Source organism: Micromonospora sp. NPDC023814 (assembly GCF_040639595.1).
Classification (GTDB): domain Bacteria; phylum Actinomycetota; class Actinomycetes; order Mycobacteriales; family Micromonosporaceae; genus Micromonospora.
Window position 1 is genome coordinate 1 of record NZ_JBFAAF010000156.1, and the last position, 5,104, is coordinate 5,104.

General features: G+C 75.1%; 2 protein-coding genes. Both read right to left on the reverse strand.

The window, feature by feature from the left end:
• Positions 1–2,540, reverse strand: a 2,540-nt coding sequence (locus AB0G14_RS34585) for a type I polyketide synthase (RefSeq protein WP_357704824.1), incomplete at its 3' end; no start/stop codon positions are given.
• A 47-nt stretch (positions 2,541–2,587) separates the two neighbouring features.
• A partial coding sequence (locus tag AB0G14_RS34590) for an SDR family NAD(P)-dependent oxidoreductase (RefSeq protein WP_357704826.1) occupies positions 2,588–5,104 on the reverse strand: 2,517 nt, incomplete at its 5' end.

The following is a 5,104-nucleotide window of genomic DNA, read 5'->3' on the forward strand; positions in this document are numbered from 1 at the left end:
GTCAGCACACTCTGCGGACCCACCTCCAGGAACGTGTCCACACCAGCGGCGCGCAGCGCGGCGACCCCGTCGGCGTACCGCACCGCCTCACGGACGTGCCGCACCCAGTAGTCGACCGTGCGAATCTCGTCGCCCTCGGCCAGGGCACCGGTCACGTTCGACACCACCGGCAGCAACGGCGCCGCGAACGTCAACCCGCCCAGGACCGCCCGGAACTCAGCCAGCATCGGCTCCATCAACGGACTGTGGAACGCGTGACTGACGGTGAGGCGGCGGGTCCGGACGCCTCGCTCCTTCCAGGTCCGCTCGATGCCGTCGAGGGCGTCGACCGCGCCGGACACCACGACCGATGTCGGCCCGTTGACAGCCGCGATCCCGACCCGATCCGTGAGGCCGGCAATCGACTCGACCACAGCCGCCTCGGCAGCGGCCACGGCGAGCATCCCGCCGCCGGCCGGAAGCGCCTGCATCAACCGACCCCGCGCCGCCACCAACGCGGCGGCGTCGGCGAGGGACAGCACCCCGGCCACGTGCGCGGCCGTAATCTCACCGATCGAGTGACCGCCCACGAAGTCCGGCACCACACCGAACGACTCCACCAGGCGGAACAACGCCACCTCGACCGCGAACAGGCCCGCCTGGGTGAAGACGGTCTGGTCCAGCAGGTCCGCCTCCGGGGTGCCCGCGTCGGCGAACAGCACCTCCCGCAGCGGACGCGGCAACAGCGGATCGAGCTGCGCGCACACCTCGTCCAACGCGGCGGCGAAGACCGGGAACTCGGCCGACAACTCCCGGCCCATGCCCGCACGCTGCGCGCCCTGACCGGAGAACAGCACCGCCAGCGAGCCCCGGCCGCCGGCCTGGCCCGCGACCACCACGCCCGACGGCTCGCCGGACGCAAGCGCCCGGAGCCCGGCGAGCAGGTCGTCACGGCCGGTGGCCGGCACCACGGCCCGGTGGTCCAGGGTGGACCGGGAGGTGACCGACGAGAAGGCCACGTCGAGGGGACGCAGGGTCTCGTCGGCGGCCAGCCGGGCGGCCCAGCGCTGCGCCTGCCCGGCGAGGCCGGCGGCGTCCCGGGCCGACACCAGCACGGGGACGACCGGCCGCTCGACGGCCGGTGCGGCGGCGGCCGGCGCGGGCTGCGGCACCGGGGCCTGCTCCAGGATGGTGTGCGCGTTGGTGCCGGACACCCCGAACGAGGACACGGCCGAGCGGCGCGGCCGGTCCGTCGCCGGCCACGGCGTCGCCTCGGTCACCAGCGAGACGGCGCCGGCCGACCAGTCGACCTCGGGGGTCGGCTCGTCCACGTGCAGGGTCGGCGGCACGACGCCGTGCCGCATCGCCATGACCATCTTGATCACACCGGCGACGCCGGCAGCGGCCTGGGCGTGGCCGATGTTCGACTTCACGGACCCGAGCAGCAGCGGTGCCGCGTCGCCCCGGTCCTGCCCGTACGTGGCCAGCAGCGCCTGCGCCTCGATCGGGTCGCCGAGTCGGGTGCCGGTGCCGTGCGCCTCCACCACGTCCACGCCGCCCGCGGCGAGACCGGCGTTGGCCAGAGCCTGCTGGATGACCCGCTGCTGGGACGGCCCGTTCGGGGCGCTCAGGCCGTTGGACGCGCCGTCCTGGTTGACGGCGCTGCCCCGCACCACGGCGAGGATCGGGTGGCCGTTGCGCTGCGCGTCCGACAGCCGCTCCAGGAGCAGCACGCCGACGCCCTCGGACCAGCCGGTGCCGTCGGCGGCGGCGGCGAACGCCTTGCACCGGCCGTCGGCGGCGAGGCCGCGCTGCCGGGAGAACTCGACGAAGGCGGCCGGGGTGCACATGGCGGTGACGCCGGCGACGATGGCCAGGGTGCACTCCCGCTGCCGCAGCGCCTGCCCGGCGAGGTGCAGCGCGACCAGGGAGGACGAGCAGGCGGTGTCGATGGTGACCGCCGGCCCCTCCAGGCCGAAGGTGTAGGCGATCCGGCCGGAGACGACGCTGCCGGCGTTGCCGGTCATCAGGTGCCCTTCCAGGCCCTGCGCGGCACCCATCAGCACGGTGCCGTAGTCCTGCCCGGTGCTGCCGGCGAAGACGCCGGTGCGGCTGCCGCGCAGCGAGTGCGGGTCGATGCCGGCCCGTTCGAGGACCTCCCACGAGGTCTCCAGCAGCCAGCGCTGCTGCGGGTCCATCGCCAGGGCCTCCCGGGGGGAGATCGCGAAGAAGCCCGGGTCGAAGTCGGGCATGTCGTGGACGAAGCCACCCTGGCGGGTGTACGACGTGCCGGGGCCGCCCTGCTCCTGGTCGGCGTCGTACAACGACCCGAGGTCCCAGCCCCGGTCCTCCGGGAAGTCGGTGACCGCGTCCCGGCCGGACGCGACCACCTCCCACAGGTCCTCCGGCGACCGCACGCCGCCCGGGAATCGGCAGCTCATGGAGACGATGGCGACCGGTTCCTGTTCGCCGGCCTCCACCTCACGCAGGCGCTGCCGCACCTGATGCAGGTCAGCGGTGACCCGCTTGAGGTAGTCGAGAAGCTTCGCCTCGTCAGCCATGGACCGCGCACTCCTTGTGTTGACCCGTCGTCGCAGCAGCGATCACGTCAGGACATCCCCAGCTCGCGGTCGATGAAGTCGAAGACCTCATCCGGCGTCGCGTCCTGGAGCTTCTCGGCGACGGTGTCGCCGTCCGCCGGCGCGTCGGCCTCGTTGAGGGAGGCCAGCAGCGCCCGCAGCCGCTCGGTGATCCGAATCCGGGCGCTGCGGTCCGGCGCCGAGCCGGAGAGCGCCGCTTCCAACCTGTCCAGCTCGCCGAAGACCGGCGCGACCCCGACCACCCCGCCGTCGACGATCGCGGCCCGCACGTAGTCGGCCAGCCCGGCGGCGGTCGGGTAGTCGAAGACCACCGTGGCGGGCAGCCGGACGCCGGTCGCCGCGGTGAGCCGGTTGCGCAGCTCCACGGCGGTCAGCGAGTCGAAGCCGAGTTCCCGGAACGCCCGGTCCGGCTCCACGGCGTCGATCGAGGCGTGCCCGAGCACCGCAGCGGCCTGGCCACGCACCAGTTCGAGGAGGGTCTTGCGCCGCTCGGCGTCCGTCTGGCCGGCGAGCAGCGCGGCCAGCGACTCCGCGGACACGCCGCTGTCGTCGGTCCGCTCGGCGGCGGCCCGGCGCGCCTCGGCCACGCCCTCGATGAGCGCGCTGGGCCGGACGGCGACGAAGCCGGGCACGTACCGGACCCAGTCGATGGCGGCCACCAGCGTCGCCGGCTCGCCTCCCGCGACGCACCGCGCGAGCGCGGTGAGGGCGGGCTCGGTGTCGAGGCGGGCGACCCCGGTGCGCCGGCGACGCTCCTCCACCGCCTGGTCGGTGGCGGCCATCCCGCCGGCCGCCCAGGGACCCCACGCGATCGAGGTGGCCGGCAGTCCCTGGCGGTGCCGCTGCTCGGCGAGGGCGTCGAGGTAGGCGTTGGCGGCTGCGTAGCTGCCCTGGCCGGCGGCACCGAGCTGGCCGGCCATCGCGGAGAACAGCACGAACGCGCGCAGTTCCCGCCCGACGGTCAGCTCGTGCAGGTGCAGCGCGCCGAGCACCTTGGGCCGCAGGACGGTGGCGAGCCGGTCGGCGGTGAGGCCGTCGAGCACGCCGTCGTCGAGCACGCCGGCCGCGTGCACCACGCTCGTCAGCGGCGCGTCGGCGGGCACCTCGTCGAGCAGCTTGGCCAGCGCCGCCCGGTCGGCCACGTCGCAGGCCGCGACGGTCACCCGGCTGCCGGCCTCGGTCAGCTCCCGGACCAGCTCGGTGGCGCCCGGGGCGTCCGCTCCCCGACGGCTCACCAGCAGCAGGTGCTCGGCGCCGCGGGCGGCCAGCCAGCGGGCCACCTCCACGCCGAGCGCGCCGGTGCCGCCGGTGACCAGCGTGGTGCCCGGGTAGCCGGCCTCGTCGGTGGCGGTGTCACCGCCGGGCGCCCGCACCAGCCGGCGTACCAGGATGGTGGCGCCGTCGACGGCGAGCTGGTCCTCGCCGTCGAGGCCGGCCAGCGCGGCGCAGAGCAGGTCCCAACCGTGGTCGTCGAGGGTGGCCGGGACGTCGACCAGCCCGCCCCATCGCTGTGGGTGTTCCAGGGCCACGACCCGGCCGAGGCCCCAGAGCAGCGACTGCTCCGGTCGACCGGGGGCCCCGCCCCGGGTGGTGCCGGCGGCGCCCCGGGTGACGCACCACAGCGGCGCGGCGACGTCGAGGTCGCCGAGGGCTTGGACCAGCGCCAGGGACCGGGCGAGGAACGGCGGCACCGGCTGGGTGTCGTCGACCGCGCCGTCGGCGAGGGCGAGCAGCGACAGCACGCCGTCCACCGGGGCGGGTCCGCCGTCGGCGGTGCGCGTCGCGGTGGTCAGGTGCGCGGCCAGGGCGGCCCGGTCGGTCAGGTCCTCCGGCAGCAGCACCAGCCGGACGTCGGCGCCTCGGCGGGCCAGCTCGACGACCGCGGCCTCGCCCTCCTCCGGGTGCCGCTCGTCCGCGACGACCCACCAGGCACCGGGGAGGAAGCTGACCGGCGTCCCGGTGTACGGCTGCCAGACGCTCCGGTACCGCCAGTCGTCCAGGGTGGACCGTTCCCGCTGCTGCCGCCGCCACGAGGCGAGCAACGGCAGGGCCGCGCCCAGCCGTTCCAGGGACTCCGTCGCGCTCTGCGCGGTGAGTTCCGCGAGCGCGGCCAGGTCCTCACTCTCGACGGCCGCCCAGAAGGCGGAGTCGACGCCGCTCGGGGTCTCGTCGGCGCCACCCTGCGCGGTCGTCGCGGTCGGCCAGAACCGGTCCCGGTCGAAGGCGTAGGTGGGCAGGTCGACGGCGTCGGTCTCGGCGAGGACGGCGGTCAGGTCGACGGGCAGGCCGATGGCGTGCGCGGTAGCCAGGTTCGTCAGCAGCCGCGTCGGGTCGTCGTCGCCCCGCCGCAGGCTGCCCAGGATGTGGCCGGTGACGCCGGCGTCGTCCAGGATCGCCGTGACCGGCATGGTCAGCACCGGATGCGGAGAGATCTCCACAAACGTCGTGTGACCCGCCGCGACGGCGACCCGCACGGCCGCATCGAACTGCACCGTCTGCCGCAGGTTGTCATACCAGTAACCGGC